The organism is Vibrio sp. QJM3NY_39 (genome assembly GCF_057785895.1).
This window is the reverse complement of record NZ_CM173506.1, coordinates 1,685,238-1,701,970: the sequence shown is the minus strand read 5'-3', so window position 1 is coordinate 1,701,970 and position 16,733 is coordinate 1,685,238. Positions and strand designations below refer to the sequence as shown.

The window sequence follows — 16,733 nt, the reverse complement described above, 5'->3', positions numbered from 1 at the left end:
ATGTATATTAAATACATTTAATTGATTGATGGAATCGCATAAGTAGGACGCCACCCATCAAGAGTGGCCGTGACCACTCAATGCATGATGTAGGGCTAGAAGCGATAACCAAGGTTCAATGTTACAGCCGAGCGCGTTTCGCCCTTGTTGTACAACATCGTCATGTTGTAATGTTTGCCGATCTGCTTATTGAATCCGGTTAAGAATGCCCACTGGTTAATGTCGACACCAACGTCATAATCAAATTCGATGTCATCGGTTTTTACGGTGCCTTGCATACGTGAATTTAAACCTTGGTATTCAGCACCAACGAAAAACTGAGCGCGATAGTCAACTAATTGATAACCCAACATTGGTTGAATAGTGACGATGCCATCGCCCCAATCATCTAATCCTTTTAGGCGTGTTTGTGAGTAGGTACCTGTCACTGAGGCAAAGAACTCTTTGTAACCAACAGATAGTGTGGTGCCCGCACCGCGTAAGTCATATTCGAGATGCAGTGGTACATTCAAACGGCCTCTGTTACATAAGGCAGAGACACCTTCGCAAAGTGCGTTACCTAGCCCTGGCAGTTTGTCATTGAGCTTGTCTTTTAGGTATTCACCTGCTGCGCCGGTATAAGCCGCATCCACATTCGCATCAACGTTTACCTTTCCTACATATCCGAATACATTCCAGAATGGCAGGATATTTACATCGCCGCGTATCGAAAGGCTTTCTGCTTTAACTGTCGCAACGCTATCTTCAGGATCAAATAAGTCATTCAAGCGAACACCACCAATCACGTAATCAGTCATTGGAATGTCCATGTCTTGGTTGCGATAAGCCACTGATACGCCGAATGGAAGAGGCAAATCAATGCCTTGACGGCGCACCATGTCACCCATTAACGGAAAAACTCGGTCTAGCTTCACGTTTGCTTCTTGCATTCTTGGGTCTGATACTTCTTGAAGTCTGTCTTCATTCAGTATCTGTACACCGTTGTCGTCTTCATACAGTGCAACGGGTTCAGTTAAACTCGTCATCTTCATAGGCTTATTCTTTGATGTACCTACGACTTCAGTCGCTTTACTAGCAATAACAACCTTTCCTGAATCCAATGTGTGGAATTTAATCTCTTGACGATAAGTTTCTACTTTGTATACGTGATGTTTGAATGGCTTATCGTTAGTGATTAGCATTCGCTTGGGTTCGCCATCAATTAACTCAATGTCGACATTCAAAAAACGGAAATACGCGATGTCTTGAGGTAGTCCATACTTCGAATAGTCGAAGCTGATGATTACCTTGTTATCGTCGATTTCTTTCACGCGAACCGAAGCTGAATCAAAGCTTTCTGCATAATCACGTAAGCGATATTCGGTACGTGTGAACGCTTCGATTTCATCTAGCAGGTTTTCGTTATCATCCAGTTCTTCTGGGTTGTATTTGATACGAAGATCGATGTTGCCTTTGCTATCGGTGTTCTTGACGAGGTAAACGCTTGAGTCACGAACTTCATCACCAACTTTCAGAGTACGATGTGCGTGCTCAACTAGGTGCTCACCCTGTACAAGTGAGCTGATTGCAAGCTTTGGCAAGTCATGGCTAATACCATATTTGTCAAACAGTGCTCGACCTTGCTCCATGACTTCGGTGTAAGTCTTGGTTTCCGCTGCTGACGCAAAAGTGGGAGTAGTAAGTAATAAGGCGCTCGCTAACACAGAAAGAGTATGGGTCTTACGGGCGCTGTTGCGGATTTCAAAAAAACTCATGACGGATTCCACGCTGAGTAACCTCAAACCTTCGAGGTTCACACAGTCGATGTAAAACTGAACTTCGTGTTCAGTTGTTATGTATTTATCCATTAGGATTGCTAGTGTGAATGTCGCGACTAAAAATGCATTGCGTCAATCAATGAGAGGATTTTAAGAGTAGGTGGCAGATCGCGTTAATCGCGTTTGATGGACGCTATCCTACTTTAGTTAGTTTTGATACTAAGACTATGATTTGTAGGCGCTTTAATTAGATAAAAACGGCCTGCTTAGTAAAATACTTTGCAGGCCGTGTTGTTATCGTGGTGAATGTATTTATTTTTAAGCGGTTACCTTCACTCTAAATAGATCAGTAAACAGCTTGGCTATCATTAAAATGATCAAAATATTCACCAGCATCAACAGTGGCGTTTCTATTGTGTAAACCGGGGTGAGGTTAAGTGCTCCAGATGTCAGTACGACTAACAAATTAACACCTAGTATTCGATGCACCATGAGTTTAGGCGTGGCGAACACTTTCCATATCACCATAATGTTAAGGAAGTAGAATAGACCCAGCTCCCATAACTCTGTCATTAATGGCATCACAAAGATGTACTGCAACAGAATCACCGATCCTGTACCCAAAACACCATAGAAGGCATCCTTAATAACGCTTGGTGGCATGGTCGGCACCATAGAAGAGAATACACCGGCTAACATAGGAAATATAAAACCACCCGGAACTGGAAGATAAATCCAAATCAAGAGCGATGTGATAAACATCGACACGCCTTGCAGCACTTTGCGTCCATCTTCATTCAAATGTTCAACAAATGTGCGATGAGCATGATGCCAAGACACTTCTTTATGATCACCCATTACATTAGGCTCACCTTCCACAAGTGATTGGTCTGGTGTTAATACATCGAACGTCTTCAAGTTGTTAGTTAGAACTGCCCATTGGATGCCCAAGTCTGATTCGATGTTACTTTGTTTGAGTAATGTATCTTGGATATGTGCCATTTCATCTATGCGCAAACTCCATGCTTGGATGTTCTCTTTAAGGTGGTAACTTCCGGTTAGTGGCAGATCTAAAAGTTGATACAGCTTATCAATATTCGCAGTGTTGCTTTCAAGTGCGGCAATGTCGATGTCGCCTGTTTTTTCCATCGCATCTAACAAGGCTTGTTTACTGGCTTCGAAACGTTGTACAAAGTTGAGCTCTGTATTCACAGGCCACAGGATGCGATACACAAAAGAGAACACCACAACACCTAGTAGTGTTTCTTGAAGTCGAACTACAGCAAAGTGAAAGGTGGTTTGGCTATCAAACCCGCCCATGCAAGCAACAATCGAACACACGGCAAATCCTATTGAAAAGATATAGCCGTACTTTTCATCGCTCGACATGAAGATACATACCCCAAGAAATAGGGTGAAAAAAGTAAGAAACAAGAAGCGATCTTGAGAAAATATGGCGATAAGGAAAAAGGCATAACTGGTTCCTAACAAGGTTCCCATTAACCGGTTATGGCCTTTGTTTATCGAATGGGCGAAACTCTCGTTCAATGCCATCACTGCTACGGCTATCGCCGCCCAATACGGTTTTTCCCAACCAAACCACAACGCTAGGCAGATTGCGATAACGATAGATAGTGCGGCTTTAATCGCGTCTTTAGTCGATGCAGTGAACATAAGAATCACCTAGCTATTTTTGATTATTTTAATCGAGGCAGTCATACCAACACGTAGTTGTACGTCTTCTGGTATTTTGTCTAACTTAACTTTGATAGGGATGCGTTGAGCGAGACGTATCCATTGGAAGTTTGGGTTCACGTTTGGCAATAAATCATTACCTGTGCTGCCATCTTGCTTAGCGATACCAAAACCAATGCTTTTTATATGTCCTTCTAGTTGAACATTGTTGTGCATCATTAAGGTGACATAGGCTGTGTCCTGAGCATCGACGCCGACTAAATCAGTCTCTTTGAAATAACCTTCAATCCAGAAGCTATCTTCATCAATTAACGCAACCACAGGTGAATTCGCGACAACTTGAGAGCCCACTCGTAGGTTCAGATTAGTGATGTAGCCGTTAGTAGGCGCGTATACCTTAGTGTACTCAAGGTTGAGATGTGCTTCTTCTACGTTCGCTTTTGCCAGTTCTACATTCGCGGTGCTGGTTTCTACCGCGTTGTTCAAGTTGTTTAGAGTAAGAACTGGTACGGCACCGGGCGTTCTTTTCTCTAAATTCAACGCGCGTTGCTCTTCGTTTTTGGCTTTGGCGAGTAGGGCAAACGCTTGTTTTTGAGTCGCAAGTGCTTTTCTGTAGGTCGCCTTGTAAATACTCGGATCGATTTCAAAAAGAAGATCGCCTTTTTTTACTTTCGAGTTGTCTTCGACATGCACTTCAGTCACTTGACCCGTTACTCGAGGTGTAATCGAGACAATATAAGCGCTCACTTGCCCGTCTCTGGTCCACGGGTTACTTGAGTACGACTGGTAATAGCTATAAACCACAGTTCCCGCAGCAGCCAATAATAAAAGTGTGATGAGATAACGTTTGATCACAGTAAGTGCCTCAAAAAATGGTAATAAAATGGCCGATAGCGCCAGTAAAAATCACGATCAAGCTCAGTTCTGCTATTGCAGGAAAGGCGACGTACTTATGAAGGCCAAACCTTGTAGCGATTGACCCTGTTAGTATTGTCAATATGTAAGCCAGTGCGATAACCAATAACAGCGGTGGGAAGTAGACTTCACCCCACACAAGTTCATGTGGCATTGTGTTCATGGTTCTTTTCTCTATTTGTTTGATGAATACAAAGATAACGGAGTTCAATTTATTGTGATAATCGCGTAAAGAGGATCGGATCCATCAAAAGTCCGAATTTATTCGGTGACTATGTTAACTGCATCTTTCTTTAGTGCCGTAAGCGACGTTGTTGCTTAAATCGAATTGAACCTTTCTCCATAACTACGATCTGATCTCTTATGAGTGTATGAACGAGTATAAAAATGGGAAATTCAAAAGCTAAAATTACGGACTGGAGGCAATATAACCGCGCACTCTGTAAACGTGGAGATGTGATTTTTTGGATTGATGACTCGGCCGTTAAAGCATGGAAATGTACCACGCACCATGGGAATCGAGGCCGAGGATTCTAATACTCGGATACCGCTATTGAAACAGCCCTTATGATAAAGGGCATATTTTCTCTTCCGCTTCGCGCTCTACAAGGGTTCATCGATTCAGTGTTTAAGTTGATGGACGTACCGCTCTGCTCTCCCGATTATACATGCATCAGCAAGCGTTCGAAGACTGTGCAAGTAAAGTATCGCAATAAGTATCGAGGACCAGTTCGTCATATCGCTATTGATTCTACGGGTCTCAAAGCGTTCGGTGAGGGAGAATGGAAAGTCAGAAAACACGGCTATGAAAAGCGAAGAGCGTGGCGAAAGCTGCACCTGTGCTATGCTGATGCGCTCGAACAATAGAGCCGTCTAGAAATACCCACTAAAAATCGGCAGTGCTTGATAACTGATTGAAAAATTTAACTAAGATGCCTTTCTTTGACCAAAGATTAAAACGCCTGTAAACAGTGCTCCATTCACCAAACTCTGGAGGTAAATCTCGCCATGGGGTACCGGTCCTCATTCGATAGAGTATTCCCTCAAAAGTCATTCTATGTTCAGGCTTATTATAAATACGACCTGTGCTCTTCATGACTTGTAGCAGCAGTTCCCATCGGGTATCAGTTAACATTGTTCTTGGTATGGTATTGGTTATGATTTTACTTTTGGCGAAGTAAATTATAACCCTTTACCATACTGTTCAAAAAATACTCACGAAAGGTCAACACGCCCTAGAGATTGGATTGACCTGATCAGTTAATTTTCCGGATAGGTATGAGTTCAACAAGATAGGCCGCTGGCGTGTCTTGCGAAATACTCAACTCAATATCGTTTACAAGCAGTGTCATGTTATGTGTTGGTGTCTGGGCAGCCTGATATTTTGTTGTCTTTTCGACGACTTTGGCTTTGAGAAAGCCAAAGTCGTCGACGGGGTTGCTGCTTGAAGCCGACGCCGCTTTACAAAGAATGCGGATAAACTCAGTTCATGTTGTTCGCCAAAAAACGCGCTGGGTATAATATTGCTGCTTTCATATTGTGCAAACAGTGCTTCCATTCTTGGTTGGTGCGTCGTTTTACCGTTTCAACTCTCCTTTGGGTTGGAGAGCTGACCATATTATTCGTGCTGGAAGATTAGAATGAAGGCTTCATGACGCGCTTACGGTAGTCGAGAGCCGCGAATGTTTTGCTACAGTGAAATTGATACGCTTTTAAGTCAACATAGGGCAGGATCTTTTAGATCGCAAAACACTTAGTGTCGGGTCTAGCTTTAATACTAAGTCTCACTGGTGGCTTTATAGCTTAGGTAGTCGCTTTCAAACAAATCTGCTCTGACGTCATCGATAAGTCGAAAAACCTGTTCATCTTCAAGGCCAAAATTTAACAGCAGATCGCGGCCCCTCAATAAGGTACTTTCTATGTAAACAGAGCCGGCGTATTGAACGCCTTGCTCTTTTAAGAAAAATTCATCGGCTCTGGATTTAGTTCGCGCATAAGTTTCCAAAGAGGGGTACTGGGATAACATTAAACAAATCTTTCGCAAAGAGCCGGGATGGTCCACAGACACAAATACCGCTTTGGCTTGCTGTAGTTTTGCTCGCTCTTGAATACTGGGTTGCATTATGTCGCCATAGTGCACGTTTAAGCCTAGCTTTTTGCCGTTTTCAACGGAGCTAAATTCTGAATCAAAAGCGATGTAGGGGATTTGCGCTCTTTTAGCTAGCATTGCCATTAGCCGGCCCACTTCATCAAGTCCAATGATGACTAATTGTCTATCATCACTTTCAAGCGGTTCACTCGATTTGACTTGTGTAGGTTGCTCTTTTTGAAGTACCCGCTTAGCAAGATAATTACCCAATTTGTATATCCAAGGGGTAAGAACCATGCTGATACTGGCAACAATTATCCCTAGCGCTGCATAAGCGCTATTTAGTACATTTAAACTTGCAGCAAGCCCCAGCAATACAAAGGCAAATTCTCCCACCTGGCTTAAGGCAAAGGCCGTCTTTATACTGGTGGCTTTGGTTTGGCTGTCACACCGAGCCAGCGTATACAACACCAATAATTTAAGGCTAATCACTAATATCAGCAATATAATTAAGTCTTGGTAATTGCTTAACACTAAATCGAGGTCTATGGACATGCCAACCGAGATAAAGAGCAAGCCCATTAAAATGCCTTTAAAAGGATTAATGATGTTTTCTACCGTAAAACGAAAGCTAGAGTTGGATAAGCAAATTCCCAGTAAAAAAGCCCCTAAAGTAGCCGAAAGCCCAACTTCATCTACGATCCATACGGTGGCAAAAATAGACACAAATAGGCATAACATGAAACCTTCTTTACTATGCGCTTTGGCACTTAAACGTAGCCCAAATGGCAGTAAATATAGCCCAATAGCTAAAATGGCCAGAACGACTAAAATAAGCAGTAGAGTACTTAATAGCGCACCGTTTGATGTTGGGTTAGATTGATGGGCAAGAATAGGGATTATAGCCATGATGGGCACAATGCTGATGTCTTGCCCCATTAAATTAGTGAAGATGTTTTTGCCGTGAAAAGTATTGAGTTCATTGTTCTCTTTAAGCATGGTCATAACTACTGCGGTAGATGATTGACCAAAAATCAAACCCAGAGTAAAGCCCGTTTCCCAAGCAAAACCTAAAATGTAACCCAAGAATGAGAACACACTCGCGGTGACTAAAACTTGCCCCAAGCCTTGAACTATAAGGCTTCGCTTCATTCCCCACAGGTCGATAGGTTTTATTTCTAAACCGATAGTAAACAAAAACAATATCACGCCAAAGTCTGCAATTTGCTGTAATAGTTCAACATTCGTGGCGGCTATCAAGCCCGGGGTATAAGGCCCTAATGCGATGCCAGCGATAATAAAACCGACCACTGTACCTAAACGAAGTGTTGAGGAAATCGCGATACATAAGGTGATTGTGGAGAGAACAAGCGTAGCAAATTGGAAAAAACTATCAGCTTCCATATAAGACCTTTTTTGGGGTTGCGTTAACTAACTGCTAGGGTTAGCGATCGTGTTAGTCTAGGCGGATAATCAACTTAAGCCAATAGCGATGCCGAGTTCAACTCCGAACTCAGAGGGTAGGTCTCGCCAAGGAATACCTGTTCTCATTCGATAAAGTATTCCTCCAAATGTCATTCGATGTTCAGTTTTATCGTAAATACGACCTGTACTTTTCATAACTTGGAGTAGCAGTTCCCAGCGAATATCAGTTAGCATTGTTCTTGGCATGGTATTGGTTATGGTTTTACTTTTGGCGAAGCAAATTATAACTCTTTACCATGCTGTTCAAAAAACACTCACGAAAGATCAACATGCCCTAGCTAATGTGGTAGATCCTTAGACCACAATGAGTCCGAGTTGGCTTTATCGTAACCATATTGATATAAAGCCAACATATGTTCATGCTCAAACATCTCTTTAGTTTTTTTTGTGTGCTTAAAATCATCGTCAATAAAGGTGAGCTGCAAGTTATAACCATTTCTCTCGCTAACATGTATCATTCGGTATAGGTCGCCGCGATTTTGCTGAATAGTCAGGCTTTCTACACTACGGCTCAGCAAATCAACGCCTTTATCTTTTATTCCTTTATAAGGAACACTTAATACACCGTTACGCACCACATACACATTGGGTTTTAATTCTAAACCTAATATTTCGGTAATTAGGCTATAGCTATAACCTGAAGTTCCCATAAAAACTTGTGCGGTTAGGCCGCCGTCTACATGTAATTCTTCTCTAATTCTACCACCTACCGTGACTTCGATAAACTGAGGTGGAAATACCCCGGGTATTGAGGCACTGGCAGCTAATACTTGATGAATCAACTTCTGTTTATTAACAAGATCGCTGTCTGCTATTCGCCCTAAATTCCAAATAACCTGAGCCCCTGAATCAAAATGCGAAGTACCAATAAAGAGACGTTTTCCTTGATTGTGGGCCAACGCAATTTTGTCTATCATTGAAGCATCGAATGTTTCCACAATAAAGTCATGTAAGCTTTTTCCGCTAGTGAAAGCATCTTTGATTAGAGTATTTAGAAAATTGGTATTACCGAGGATCATTTTATCGTCAATTCCTAGCATTACCTGCTTCAATTTGGGAATTTCTTCGCCACCGACAAAAACAAAGGGCGCAACTAAGGCTCCAGCACTTACACCTGTAACAATCGAAAATTCAGGTAGTTGATCACTGTCGTATAGGCCATTAATTACTCCTGCACTAAACGCGCCATTCGCTCCACCACCTGATAAGGCTAGGATATTTAAGGAGTCCGAAGACGTGTTTAACACGGTTTTTTTAGTCAGTTCGTCAAGTAAAAAATCTGGATTCTGGTACCCCCAGAAACGGTAGGGCTCCGCGCTCTGGACTTGTTTGTTTGGACCGATACTTGCTGATTGAAAGTTATCTTTGCTTACTCGTTGTTCCAAGTCATGTTTGGAACTACAAGCGGAAAGTAAAAAGCAACTAAAAACGATCAGTAAAAAATTTTTCATATTTTGAATACTCGATTATTTTAATGGAGAGTAAAGTGTTTCTCTCTACTTGCCCAAGCAGAAAGTAAGGCTCTAATTCAACTGCAAAGTGCGAAACTCGCCAATATCAAGCAGCCAATGCCATTTCTCTAACGACAATCGCTGGTTGCTTGAAGTCTAAACACTTTCTCGGTCGATAATTTATCTGCGATAAAGCAATTTCAAAAACTGAAATCCCTAGCTCCAAAAGAGCAGAAATCTGGTGTCTTCTGGCTTAGGTCAATTGCTGATAATTCATGGTAGTACTGCTTGTTTCTTTGGCGAGAGGAGCGTACCACTTTCTATAGTTGGGTTCCTCTTCTGCACCTTTCCATGAATGTCGCAATTATTATCTGAAATCGGGGGATACAAATAGATACATTAAATAGTTCTATCTCAACCTTTGATGTTTTGCCCAGAAAACGAAGAGCAACAGTCTTGGCTTTGGAGGCTTACTATGATGACGAGAGCGGTTAAATAGAGTGTTTAACCGATCGAATCAGGAAACGAGTAACTCTAAGATCAGCCCCTAAAATCGATAACCAAGGTTGATCGTATAGGCTTCTCGGGTTTCTCCCTTGTTATATAAGGCGGTGATGTTGTAGTGTTTACCGATTTGTTTGTTAAATCCAATTAAGTAGGCCCACTGATTAATATCCACGCCAACATCATATTCAAAGTCCCCTCCTAGGCTATCTACGTACCCCAAATTCCCTTCCAACTTCGAATTTAAACCTTGGTACTCTGCACCAATCAAAAACTGGGCACGGTAATCGACAAATTGATAGCCAACCATTGGTTGAACGGTGATTAACGTATCCCCCCAGTTATCTTTACCTTCAAGACGTGTTTTAGTAAAGCTGCCATTTAATGAAGCGAAGTACTCCCGATAACCTACAGACAACGTCGTACCTACGCCTGCGACGTCATAATTGAGTTTAAGTGGCACTCTAAGGCGGCCCACATTACAGAAAGGTAGACCATTTTCAGCTAAAGTTTTGCATACACCATCCCCCAGGCCAGGGATTTTTCCGTTGAGAGAGTCACGCACTTCATTCATGGTTGCTGCGGTGTATTCGGCATCGACATTAGCAGCCACATTCACTTTTCCTATCAAGCCATAAACGTTCCAGAAAGGTAAAATGTAAACATCACCACGCACAGTAAAGCTTTGGGCATTTACTGTGGCGAAGCTTTTAGTGGGATCAAAATCTTTATTTAGATCAACAGCTCCTAACGCGCCCAAGCCTAAATTGAACGAGGTGAAATCTATATCCATATTTTGGTTACGGTAGGCAAATGAAACACCGTAAGGAAGGGGTAAGTCTATACCTTGTCTTCTGACCAAGTCGCCCATCAGAGGAAGTGCTCGCTTAACTTGAAGTTCTTTCTCTCTAATCCGTGGGTCAGAAACCAAACGCAGTTTTTCTTTATCTTTTATTATAGTCCCTAAGATATCATCATATATAGCAACAGGGGTTATCGTAACGACCAATGAAACGGGCTTCTTCTTGTATGTGCCGGTAGCCATAACCGTTTTAGTTTCCATGATAACGCGGCCATCTTCCAAATAGTCGATCAACACTTCTTGTCGGTAATCATCTAAATTGTACTTGCCATATTTAAATGGCTCCGTATTGGTCAGCACCATTAACTGTGGCTTTGAATTGACGATGGTAATTTCGACGTGCATAAACCTGAAATACGCAATATCTTGGGGCAAAGCATATTTAGAGTAATTAAAAGAAACGATCACAGTTTCTTTATTAACCTCTCTAACCTTTATCGATGATCGGTCGTAGGCTTCTGCGTATTGGCGTAACTTGTATTCGGTTTTCGCTAAACTTTCAATGGAGTCTAGACCGTCATTACCTTCGAACAGCCCTGGTTCTCCGTCTTCATCCCCGATGTCTTTATCAAAGTATTTAACCCTTACGTCGATATTTCCTTTAATATCTGTACTTTGAACCAAAAAGAAACTAGACACGGCTGTACCTTCACCAATGGTAACTTCTTTTTTTACATGTTCAACAATGTGATCGCCAATACTCAAGGAGCTTAACCCAAACTTTGGTAACTCTTTTGGGATCCCATTTTCGTCAAAGATATCAACCTTCATCGCGTCTTGTTGTGCACTATCAACACTAAACGCGGGTAAAGCGAATAACACAGAAAGACCAATTAGTATTAATCTTACGGATGGACAAAACGCCTTGACGAGCGGGGTAAACGTATTTTGAAGTCTTTCATATAATGGAACCATCATATCCCTCCATGGATACCGCATAAAAATAAAATGTACGCTATAGTTGGTAACACCAACCATAGAGAGTTAAACAATCAGCATGTGTTAATAATCAATAGCCTCACAGATCCCACTTAAGGTTTGGTTATCGACGCCTACATTAATGGTACTTCCCCAATCGTTGATTTCTTCAATCTTGCCTTGCTTTTCTGATTCTACGGTCACATTACGAACCATTAAAATATTATCCTTTGCGTCGACATAAGTGTAGTTTTCGAAAATCGCATCACTAAACCACAACCTAGATAGGTCCTGCATCAGTGCGGTATCGGCATCTTTTGGAGCAATTATCGAGCCACGTTCATTATATAAACGGTTGAAAATGAATGGAGTCTCAGCTTTGTTACAAGCCTTACCTGAAAAACAGCTTAAATTACCAAGCGTACCCAAAATCGAATCATCCAACACATTGGTATTGAAGTTAGCTGTATAATCAAAATGATAAAGAGTAGCACGGTTGTCGGTAGAGTTTCTTTGTACAAAATCTCTAGCCGAACACTTAAAAATAAGTTGATTATTTAGCGCATTGAATTTGCTCATGTTCTCTTTAATACCGGCCAACTTGGTATCGTCTAGCGCTGGTGCAAAATCTTCAAGATCTAAGGCACTTAAATTATCCAAATTAATAATCGCAGATAAAATCGAATACACTGGTATATTTACACTCTCATCACTGTAAGGGATATAGTTATCGATATCTGTGGGCAAAGTTTCGATATCAAGTAAACCCATTATTAAATCAAGTAAACTAAACCCTGCAATTTCGAGGTTAATAACAAACGGAATTTTAAAAGCTGCTGTGTAAGAATTTGAATTGTCGCTATTAAAACCCACCACGGAAGGAACTGTTAACGTGGTGTTCATGACCTGTTCCCTAACATGATAACCTGAGTAATCAGCGTATTCTTTACAACCAAATAAACCAGATGAGATACACTCGGTATGCGCTTCTAGGTAGGGTGCAAAAGCTAACATTTTAGCTCTTGGTTCAATAGCAGCAATGGTCGTGCCATAAATTAAAGCAAGTTTGGCCCCAATAATTGCTGCGCTATCGCCGTTGTCTAGACCATCTAAAATATCACTAACAATATTTTCGATGGTGCCATCAGGTAAACCAAACAAACGCCCAGTAATTTCTGATTTAACCTTCGATTGAAGCGTTAATAGTTCGGCTACGCTTAGTTCATCTAAGCTGCTTTCAGGATAAAGTGATTCGATAATTAACTCGACACTTGTGTAAGTATCTTCGGCTAATTGATAGCTTTTAATCGGTAAACCAAAAGGCAAACTTTGCATTATTGCTCGATGGAAGTATTGACCTGCTGCATTATCGAAACCGGTAAGGTCTGAAGAGGGGGGAAGGATTTGTTGCATTAGGTTAATTGAGGTTGCCCCAGCACCTTGTCCATAAACTGTGACATTATCGGGGTTTCCGCCAAAATATTGTATATTCTGATTGACCCACTGTAAGGCTCGTTTTTGATCTCCTAGACCAAAGTTACCACCTTTGGTATCTCCGTTGTCTTCTTGCCATAAACTCCCTAGTAAACCAAGGCGATAGTTAAGAGTAATGCCTATAAACGGTTGTTGTCTTTCTCCCAATAAAGTGTCTGAAATACTTTGTGCCACCACTATATCAGGAATGATATCAAGTGCTTGACCTGAACCTGCCTCAAATGAGCCTCCATGAAGATAAACATAAACGGGTAAATTGTCTTCTTTTTCAGTGCCTTCTGGACGCCATATATTTAGATTTAGGCAAGCTTCAGACATCGGCAGTTCGGTATTAGCCTGCGGACAAATATCACCAAATTCAGTAGCATTAAAAGGCTGTTGTACGACTAAACTCGATAGAGGTAACATTTCACTGTGTGCGAAACGCTCAGCAGAGGCGTAAGGAAGGCCTTTTATAGCTTCTATATTCACTGAGCTTGGTTGACTATCTAAGGTGGTAATCATTACGGGTTCAAGTAATGCTGTAAGTACTACTTCCCTAACCTTTATTTCTATTGTTTCTGTTCCTGGCAATTCAGGAGTGGGGGTAGGAGTAAACTTTAAAGTGCTAGGGTCGTCGCTACAACCAATTGTAAATAATCCTGCTAATATCCACGACTGACGAAATATCCATTTCATATAGTTCCCTATTAGGCTAAGTAATCTCTGTTTTAATACTATTTGCTCAAATTCCTGTGGTCCCTTCAAAATTTATTATAGACCAACCAGTAGATTTTGCACGTAAGCGTGGCTTTGTTGCGTAATTCAATGGAACTAAATCAAGAGCCTACGATCTGATCAGCTACGTTCACTCCTTCTCGTAGCTCTATGCCTAAACCTCTTTATAAAACAACCAACTGGAAGCAATACAACCAATCACTCATTAACCGTGGTTCTCTGACCTTTTGGATTGATGAAGAAGCAATAAGCGGGTGGGCGCAAAGCAAACAGAATAAGCGCGGGAGGCCGCGTCGGTTCAGTGATTTAGCTATCACGACAGCACTGATGGTCAAACGAGTTTTTTCTATGCCATTGAGAGCGCTTCAAGGATTTATCGACTCGATATTTAGGTTAGCTCATGTACCGTTAAGTTGTCCGCATTACACCTGCATCAGTCGTAGAGCCAAGCAAGTTGAGGTTTCATTTAAGACTAAAGCGAGAGGAGCAATACAGCACCTGGCCATTGATGCAACTGGCCTAAAGGTTTATGGCGAAGGTGAATGGAAAGTCAAAAAACACGGGACAGATGGCAAGCGTAGAGTTTGGCGAAAGCTGCATATTGCCGTTGATACAAGCACTCATGAAATTATCGCAGCCGAGCTAAGTTTATCGACGGTTACAGATGGAGAAGCCCTCCCGAACTTACTGAAACAAACACGCCGAAGTACCCTTGAGGTGTCTGGTGATGGCGCTTACGACACGAGATTGTGTCATGCTGCTATTAAGATTAAGGGAGCCATTGCGCTTATTCTCCCAAGAGAAAGGGCAGCCTTCTGGGATCGTGGTCATCCTCGAAACCTCACCGTGGGTTGCCAGAAGTTATACGGCTCAAATAAGTATTGGAAAGAGCGGTATGGGTACCACAGACGTTCACTATCAGAAACAGCGATGTATCGAGTTAAACAGTTACTAGGAGGACGATTGAGCTTAAGACATTACAATGCGCAGGTGGGTGAGACTTACGCGATGATAAAAGCGTTGAACAAGCTTACTGGGTTAGGTATGCCTGAAACTTGTCGTATTGACTAAGAAACACACGAAATGGGGTAGCTCTATCTATAAATTTGATTACGCAACAAAGCCGTTGTTATCAAACGTTTTTGGGTGAAGGTTGTGCTCTAAACAAAACTGAGCAGCGTGTTGTTCACCAATGTAGTACTGCTGCACAAGGCGTAGCCATTCTTGTTGAGATCTATGCTGAGACATTTTCGAGTACCTTTAACGATCAAAGTTAAAGGTTACGACGTTTATTGAAAGGATTGAATGAGTCGATTTAAAGACGCTTACAACAAAACTATAGAATTCATCTATATTATCCTATTTATTAACTCAAATTAATGGTGTGATTAGGGGTAATTGCCCCGACTTATCTAATGATAATTGTTTAAAATAGGAACTGTGCCTTTAAACCAAATATGACATCGGTCTTATCTTTAATCAGTGCGTTTTCTATATCGCCTGATTCTAATGAATCAACCTTTATGGCGGTGTGGTTTAAAACTTGAACACTTGGGGATAGCTGGAACCATGATATTACTTTGGCGCGATAGTACAACTCGGCTGTGTATTGATCATCAAAGTCGACATCACCAAAAGTGCTTGCCATTGGACTTGCCCAATTAAATGCCAGTCCCATCATATCCTCTGACCGGTTGGTAGGAATATAACCAAAGCCCACGCTGACAGAGGCATCGTACATCGCGCCGCCGTCATCAGCCCAACCGCCTCGAATAAACGGAAGCCACTGGTTGTTAATAAGACCCGATAAAGAAAGACTTACGCCATGTCCTTCTTTATCATTCCCAACGGCATCCCGCTGCCAAAAAGATACGTGTGTATTGTCAAGGAATAACATGTCACTAGAAGGAGTATAACCTAACTCAACACTTTTCCATGTAGCACCTGTATCAAACAAATCTTTTACACCTTGCGTGAGATCTGAGGCATTGCCTTTCGCATCAATAATACTTGCTGAGGCATAGATATTGTCATTAAGAAAACCACCTAGCATCAGACCTAATGCACCATCAGGGAGACCGCCAATGGTTCCATTACCTGTAGTGAAAACCGCATTGTTGAAGTCATTCCAAGGACTAGCCAATGCATAAAAATCGGTATAGTCAGTCATATCTAAAAAGCCAGCATAAGTGACCATCCGGTCTTCAAGCATAGATTGACGCCAAAATAGATGTGTGGTTCTGAACCCTTGATCACCATATAAAGAGTGAACGAAGCCTAGGTAACCTAAATCTTTTAAACCGAAGTCCTTTGGAGAGCTGTCGGTGTATTTATGTCTATGTTCAAATTTAAACACGATACCGCCTGTTGAACCGGAATCAGTATGAACCATATCCCATTGACCATACACTCTCAACGTACCCGCAGCGGCAGAAGAATTACCTAGCGCATCATTTGCCACCAATCCCAACATGTTATAATCAAGACCAAGCTGCAATCCATACTCTTTTTGCCAGTGTTCCTTTGTTTGATTCCAAGAGTCAAAATGAGGTTGCTCTGTGGGCAAATCTTGCATCACCACACTATCTTCAAATTTATTATTGTCTTCAGCAGCAAATATATGCTCAGAGGCAGAAAGAAGTGACAATAACATCGAGGATACTACCGATAAGCGAAAGTTCGTTGTCATTTTAGTCTCACTATTTGTTTATTAATCAAAAGTAAAGTATTCGTATTTAAATATAAATGAACTCAGTGCTTCATTGATGCTGTTTTTATTGTGCCGTAGGTATTTTCAATACAGAATTCACCCTAGTGAGTTTTTTCAGCGTTCATTGGTGTACCAA

General features: G+C 41.6%; 11 protein-coding genes and 5 pseudogenes. 2 read left to right on the top strand and 14 right to left on the bottom strand.

Annotated features, from left to right (window positions below; genetic code table 11):
• Positions 1 to 95 precede the first annotated feature (95 nt).
• The 4 genes from AC3CHU_RS23455 to AC3CHU_RS23440 form a co-directional block, all read right to left on the bottom strand.
• Positions 96 to 1,754 carry a hypothetical protein gene (locus AC3CHU_RS23455; RefSeq protein WP_488525808.1) on the bottom strand — a complete coding sequence of 553 codons (1,659 nt, stop codon included), beginning with the start codon at positions 1,752 to 1,754 and terminating at the stop codon, positions 96 to 98.
• Between the two features lie 321 nt (positions 1,755 to 2,075).
• Positions 2,076 to 3,431 carry an FUSC family protein gene (locus AC3CHU_RS23450; RefSeq protein WP_488519146.1) on the bottom strand — a complete coding sequence of 452 codons (1,356 nt, stop codon included), beginning with the start codon at positions 3,429 to 3,431 and terminating at the stop codon, positions 2,076 to 2,078.
• Between the two features lie 9 nt (positions 3,432 to 3,440).
• A complete protein-coding gene (locus AC3CHU_RS23445) occupies positions 3,441 to 4,307 on the bottom strand; it encodes an HlyD family secretion protein (protein WP_488519145.1) in 867 nt (288 codons plus the stop codon).
• Between the two features lie 10 nt (positions 4,308 to 4,317).
• Positions 4,318 to 4,530, bottom strand: a complete 213-nt coding sequence (locus tag AC3CHU_RS23440; RefSeq protein WP_210450009.1) for a DUF1656 domain-containing protein — start codon at positions 4,528 to 4,530, stop codon at positions 4,318 to 4,320.
• A 224-nt stretch (positions 4,531 to 4,754) separates the two neighbouring features.
• Here AC3CHU_RS23440 and AC3CHU_RS23435 point away from each other — a divergent pair.
• Positions 4,755 to 5,207: pseudogene (locus AC3CHU_RS23435) on the top strand (IS5 family transposase); the annotation flags it as partial.
• A 49-nt stretch (positions 5,208 to 5,256) separates the two neighbouring features.
• Here the strand turns inward: AC3CHU_RS23435 and AC3CHU_RS23430 are convergent.
• The 8 genes and pseudogenes from AC3CHU_RS23430 to AC3CHU_RS23395 form a co-directional block, all read right to left on the bottom strand.
• Positions 5,257 to 5,514: pseudogene (locus AC3CHU_RS23430) on the bottom strand (transposase); the annotation flags it as partial.
• Between the two features lie 109 nt (positions 5,515 to 5,623).
• Positions 5,624 to 5,984 (bottom strand): annotated as a pseudogene (locus AC3CHU_RS23425) (IS66 family insertion sequence element accessory protein TnpA).
• A gap of 160 nt (positions 5,985 to 6,144) precedes the next feature.
• Positions 6,145 to 7,860 (bottom strand): cation:proton antiporter domain-containing protein, encoded by a 1,716-nt coding sequence (locus AC3CHU_RS23420; RefSeq protein ID WP_488525807.1) that lies wholly within the window; start codon positions 7,858 to 7,860, stop codon positions 6,145 to 6,147.
• 102 nt (positions 7,861 to 7,962) lie between these two features.
• Positions 7,963 to 8,127: pseudogene (locus AC3CHU_RS23415) on the bottom strand (transposase); the annotation flags it as partial.
• Positions 8,128 to 8,219: 92 nt separating this feature from the next.
• On the bottom strand, positions 8,220 to 9,392 hold the full coding sequence (locus tag AC3CHU_RS23410) for a patatin-like phospholipase family protein (RefSeq protein WP_488525806.1): 1,173 nt from the start codon (positions 9,390 to 9,392) through the stop codon (positions 8,220 to 8,222).
• A gap of 106 nt (positions 9,393 to 9,498) precedes the next feature.
• Positions 9,499 to 9,603: pseudogene (locus AC3CHU_RS23405) on the bottom strand (IS30 family transposase); the annotation flags it as partial.
• 336 nt (positions 9,604 to 9,939) lie between these two features.
• Complete coding sequence (locus tag AC3CHU_RS23400; protein ID WP_488525805.1) at positions 9,940 to 11,676, bottom strand: hypothetical protein; 1,737 nt, start codon at positions 11,674 to 11,676, stop codon at positions 9,940 to 9,942.
• Positions 11,677 to 11,760: 84 nt separating this feature from the next.
• On the bottom strand, positions 11,761 to 13,848 hold the full coding sequence (locus AC3CHU_RS23395) for a carboxylesterase family protein (protein WP_488525804.1): 2,088 nt from the start codon (positions 13,846 to 13,848) through the stop codon (positions 11,761 to 11,763).
• A 189-nt stretch (positions 13,849 to 14,037) separates the two neighbouring features.
• Between AC3CHU_RS23395 and AC3CHU_RS23390 the strand changes: the two genes are divergently transcribed.
• The gene (locus tag AC3CHU_RS23390) at positions 14,038 to 14,958 is read left to right on the top strand and encodes an IS5 family transposase (protein WP_488525803.1); all 921 of its coding nucleotides are present in this window, start codon (positions 14,038 to 14,040) and stop codon (positions 14,956 to 14,958) included.
• 39 nt (positions 14,959 to 14,997) lie between these two features.
• Here the strand turns inward: AC3CHU_RS23390 and AC3CHU_RS23385 are convergent, their stop codons facing one another.
• Complete coding sequence (locus AC3CHU_RS23385) at positions 14,998 to 15,135, bottom strand: hypothetical protein (RefSeq protein ID WP_488525802.1); 138 nt, start codon at positions 15,133 to 15,135, stop codon at positions 14,998 to 15,000.
• A 178-nt stretch (positions 15,136 to 15,313) separates the two neighbouring features.
• Positions 15,314 to 16,576 carry a carbohydrate porin gene (locus AC3CHU_RS23380; protein ID WP_488525801.1) on the bottom strand — a complete coding sequence of 421 codons (1,263 nt, stop codon included), beginning with the start codon at positions 16,574 to 16,576 and terminating at the stop codon, positions 15,314 to 15,316.
• Positions 16,577 to 16,733: the final 157 nt, after the last annotated feature.

Coding starts and splice junctions, on each gene's coding strand:
- AC3CHU_RS23455 (WP_488525808.1), bottom strand. CDS start 1,754: ATGAGTTTTTTTGAAATCCGCAACAGCGCCCGTAAGACCCATACTCTT.
- AC3CHU_RS23450 (WP_488519146.1), bottom strand. CDS start 3,431: ATGTTCACTGCATCGACTAAAGACGCGATTAAAGCCGCACTATCTATC.
- AC3CHU_RS23440 (WP_210450009.1), bottom strand. CDS start 4,530: ATGAACACAATGCCACATGAACTTGTGTGGGGTGAAGTCTACTTCCCA.
- AC3CHU_RS23420 (WP_488525807.1), bottom strand. CDS start 7,860: ATGGAAGCTGATAGTTTTTTCCAATTTGCTACGCTTGTTCTCTCCACA.
- AC3CHU_RS23410 (WP_488525806.1), bottom strand. CDS start 9,392: ATGAAAAATTTTTTACTGATCGTTTTTAGTTGCTTTTTACTTTCCGCT.
- AC3CHU_RS23400 (WP_488525805.1), bottom strand. CDS start 11,676: ATGATGGTTCCATTATATGAAAGACTTCAAAATACGTTTACCCCGCTC.
- AC3CHU_RS23395 (WP_488525804.1), bottom strand. CDS start 13,848: ATGAAATGGATATTTCGTCAGTCGTGGATATTAGCAGGATTATTTACA.
- AC3CHU_RS23390 (WP_488525803.1), top strand. CDS start 14,038: ATGCCTAAACCTCTTTATAAAACAACCAACTGGAAGCAATACAACCAA.
- AC3CHU_RS23385 (WP_488525802.1), bottom strand. CDS start 15,135: ATGTCTCAGCATAGATCTCAACAAGAATGGCTACGCCTTGTGCAGCAG.
- AC3CHU_RS23380 (WP_488525801.1), bottom strand. CDS start 16,576: ATGACAACGAACTTTCGCTTATCGGTAGTATCCTCGATGTTATTGTCA.